This window comes from Acidiplasma cupricumulans (genome assembly GCF_001402935.1).
GTDB classification, from domain to species: Archaea; Thermoplasmatota; Thermoplasmata; order Thermoplasmatales; family Thermoplasmataceae; genus Acidiplasma; species Acidiplasma aeolicum.
This window is the reverse complement of record NZ_LKBH01000024.1, coordinates 1-3,947: the sequence shown is the minus strand read 5'-3', so window position 1 is coordinate 3,947 and position 3,947 is coordinate 1. Positions and strand designations below refer to the sequence as shown.

At 34.9% G+C, this 3,947-nt stretch carries 3 protein-coding genes and 1 pseudogene; 2 read left to right on the top strand and 2 right to left on the bottom strand.

All coding sequences use genetic code 11. The annotated features are described in order from the left end of the window. Positions 1–194 (bottom strand): annotated as a pseudogene (locus AOG55_RS09620) (hypothetical protein); the annotation flags it as partial. A gap of 88 nt (positions 195–282) precedes the next feature. On the opposite strand from AOG55_RS09620, the gene AOG55_RS00865 reads away from it, so the two are divergent. Both AOG55_RS00865 and AOG55_RS00860 read left to right on the top strand, forming a co-directional pair. Further along, a complete protein-coding gene (locus AOG55_RS00865) occupies positions 283–2,493 on the top strand; it encodes a 4Fe-4S binding protein (protein WP_055040767.1) in 2,211 nt (736 codons plus the stop codon). A gap of 14 nt (positions 2,494–2,507) precedes the next feature. Further along, on the top strand, positions 2,508–3,281 hold the full coding sequence (locus tag AOG55_RS00860) for a hypothetical protein (protein ID WP_048101955.1): 774 nt from the start codon (positions 2,508–2,510) through the stop codon (positions 3,279–3,281). A 5-nt stretch (positions 3,282–3,286) separates the two neighbouring features. On the opposite strand, the gene AOG55_RS00855 is transcribed toward AOG55_RS00860, so the two are convergent. Beyond that, positions 3,287–3,916: a helix-turn-helix domain-containing protein gene (locus AOG55_RS00855; RefSeq protein WP_055040766.1), complete on the bottom strand. Its 630-nt coding sequence runs from the start codon at positions 3,914–3,916 to the stop codon at positions 3,287–3,289. Positions 3,917–3,947 lie beyond the last annotated feature (31 nt).

The window sequence follows — 3,947 nt, the reverse complement described above, 5'->3', positions numbered from 1 at the left end:
TCAATAATAGAATTCTTTCTAAAAAATACCAGTAATGGCAGGGCCACGTAAGGAATTATAAAAAATAAAAACTGATAGATTGATGGGTAATATATATTACTGAAAATTACAAAAACATTGGTATAAAATGAATAAAAGAAAAGATAAGCTGTAAAAATTGAAATCAATAGACTCTCGACTACCTCCCTCTTCATAAAATCACATATGTATAATTTTCAATAAACTTATTTATAGAAACTATTCTATAAATAATTAATAATATCATCTTTAAATCTTTGATATATGAATTCCCTGACATTTACATTGGGAATCATAACCATTGTGGTTATGGTTGCCTATGTGTCAGCTGTATTTGCGTATGTCTTAAAAAATAAATTTACAATATCATTTTTAAAACTGGCCTCGATAGGCATATTTACCGCAATGATGGCCAGCATGCTCAACGCATTAACCTTTTATATAACAACCACAAGAAGCTTATTGAACACTGCCACCGCCTTCGTTATAGGCATGGCATTAATGACCCAGCCGCTTGTTGCCACATTTATAGGTGTTATACATGGGGGATTATCCAGAAAGGGACTTACAAGGGCCATTGGCGTTTCCTTTACAGGCCTAATTATATGGAATGAGGTTTCTATGGGTATTTTTCTGTATTACCTGTTTAATCCAATAATAATACATTTTGATTATTACCATATATTTTATTCTCTTTCATTTGTTTATGCGTTAAGCTATGGAATTAACACAATATATTTTCTGGTCCCAATGACTGTTGAAATGGCAGTGCTTTATTTTGTTTACAAGCCCAAGGGTATGCACAAATATGCGGCAATATCAATATTCACCATGGATTTAGTTTCCCCCACCATACTTGGTAATAACGATTTTGTTTTTATTGGCGGTGTTCTGGAAATGGCCATAATGATAATATTTATGGTAATTTTTCTTGAGTATATTGCATCGCACAGGCTTCTAATGCCAAAAAAAGATGCATACCATATAAAAATGATTTTTATTGATTACCTTTTTATGGGCATAGGAACATTTTTGGGAACAATAATGTTAAAACCCTTTGGGCTGGTATGGATATTTTATGCCATGGGTATAATATTTGGAATGTGGTATTATTATCACAGCATGTTCCTTGAAAATATTAATAAGGCACTGCCTGAAAATAAGGAAAAAATTCCAAGAAAGGTTAGGGCTGCCAAACCCAGAAATTTAATATTCTTTGTGCTTCTTTCATCATTTATAATAGAATTTTTGATGGCCGCATCAATGGATTTTGCCACATATGATTATGTTCCATTTTACAGATTCATAGATACCGTGCCGGTATATAGTGGCGTTTCTGTTACCAGCGTTTATGTACACATAGTATTAAGGGAATTTATATCACCGTTTGTGCCTGCCACAACCGGCGTTTCCAACTTTCTTGTATTATATGATATGGCGGGAGGCGTTTATAAATTCACACCAGTATCAATATTTATTGAAATTTTTTATATTATTGGTTATATAACTGAATCTTCACCATTTTTAATAATTATGGGTCTTGAAATGGGGGCACTTGTTATATCCAGAATTAGGAAACTTGCAGACCGGGGAAAAAAGATCAACCTTGCATTTGCCCTTACTGCTTTTGCAATATACACAGTTGCCGGGCCAAACTTTTTAAATCCGATATGGTACAATAAATTACCATTATGGTTAAGCACAGGTTACGAGGCTGCACTATATCCCTATCTTGTTTTACCATTAATTGGATCATATGTGCTTTATGCCTTTCTGGCACTTCTCTTTGGGAGAAGATCATACTGTTCGACACTATGCCCTGCAGCAGTAATGTATGGTGGTTCACTTGGACAGGCCATGGTTAAGTATAATTATGAATCAAAATTAAGTAAAAAGGAGTCTGGTAAATACTTCAGCAATACTGTTCTATCAATAGCCTCCATGTCATGGATTCTGGCAATACTTGCATCATTGTTTTCATACTATTACACAAGTACTGGAAGATTATTTTTTAGCATTTATGGAATAGACCCCTCAGTATTTTATTCCTATTTTATGTGGGATATACTATGGTACATATTCTTTATATCCATACCATTCACCGGCATGAGTCCGTGCAGAAAATATGGCTGGTGCTCCACAGGAACACTTGCGGGTGTATTTAGCGTTCTTGGATTTTTTAAGCTTAAGGTAAAAGATAAAAATATTTGCAAGAACTGCACAACAAGGGACTGTGCAAGCTCATGCGAGGTGGGCCTGTCAACAATGCCAGATGATTTTATTGAAAATGGATATTTTAAAAGTGTAAAATGTGTTGGTGCAGGTGACTGCATCAGGGCATGCCCATACAATAACATATATTTTTATGATGTCAGGAATTTTGTAAGGGAAAAACTGAAAATTGCAAATAAACATGAAAGCAGCTCAGGTGCCATGAGTGAGATGAAACAGCAAAACATTATAACAAAAAAATAAATTAGGGTGTTAAAATGAATGAAATATTATATTATTATTTTATATTTCAGGTAATACTTGCCTTTGGAATAGTAATTGTTGGAGGTACTGTGGAGGGCTATGGTTATGGTTTATCACTTGGAACCAACTGGCCATATACAAGGGATATGCCGGTTAAGGCCAAGGCCGGTGATCCTGAGGTGTGGCACAGGATACTGGCCACACTGCTCGGAATAAATGCGGTTATTATGGTTATACTTGTTCCAAGGGCACTGGAAATAACAGGATTAATACTGGTAATTATAACAGCACTGCTTGGTATGGCAACACTTTACACCCTTGCAGGTAAGGCACCGGCATTGGTTCAGGGCCTTCATGACATACTTGCATATTCCACTGGAATTACATACCTATTAATAGTTACAGGCCTTTATGGCAATGAACTTCAGTTAATTGAGCATAACATACCCTTATACTTCTTCTTCTTTGTTATATTCATGGGCGGGATGACAACCGGCCAGCGTGGATATCAGAGACCCATAGGCTATTTCAGATTTCCAAAAACCAAATCACAGTGGATATGGAGCATTCATGGTATTGCCGTGTTACTTTTCCTGTTTTCGCTTTCATTCTTTTATTACAGGTACAGCATCGCGTTAATTATAATAGCAGTACAGATTATAGTGGGAATTATTGTATTTGTCTCTGTGAACAAATCAGCATCAAGACCCGGAGCAATTGTACCCATTCATCAGCTATTTACAATATTTATTCTAATGTCAATAATATTTCAGCTAACACTATTTTAAAAAAATTATTTTAAATTTTCATTTATTAACTGCCTTAAAGACCTTCTTAGCATCAAATTAAGTGTTGTCTGTGGTATGTGGAGTTCCTCTGAAAGCTTATCAAGGCCGATTCTTTTGGGAACATCGAAGTATCCCATTTCATATGCCTGCTTTAGTACATAGAGGCTTTTTGTATCTGATTTTCTACCCCTGTGTATTTTTACATCAACGTCCTCTATTTTATATTTCTCCCTTAGTATTTCCGCAATTTTGTCAACCTTGGCACAGTTATCCACCTCAACCTTCCAGTGAGTGTTGCCCTTATAGTCTATTCTTTCTATAAGCGGATTTTTCTTATTTTTTACAAGCGATGATTTTAGGACATCAATAATGGGGCATGAGGTGGTTACAGTTACCCTGAATGTTACAGTATTTTTTGTCCTGTCCAGTATATCTATGTGCTCAAAATCATTGTAATTTTTTAAAAAATCTGCTGTTTTATTTATTATTTCCGGTGATTCTGAATATATTGATACCGTTTCCATGAGCTGATCAGTGTCCCAGCTCCTGCTAATTAACCTCATTTTAATATGATAGTTCTGTATTAAATTTGATGCAAAGCATCTATCATATTTAAAAATATATGTGACGTCCATTGCTCTCTATTAACAAATACTTAATAATTAT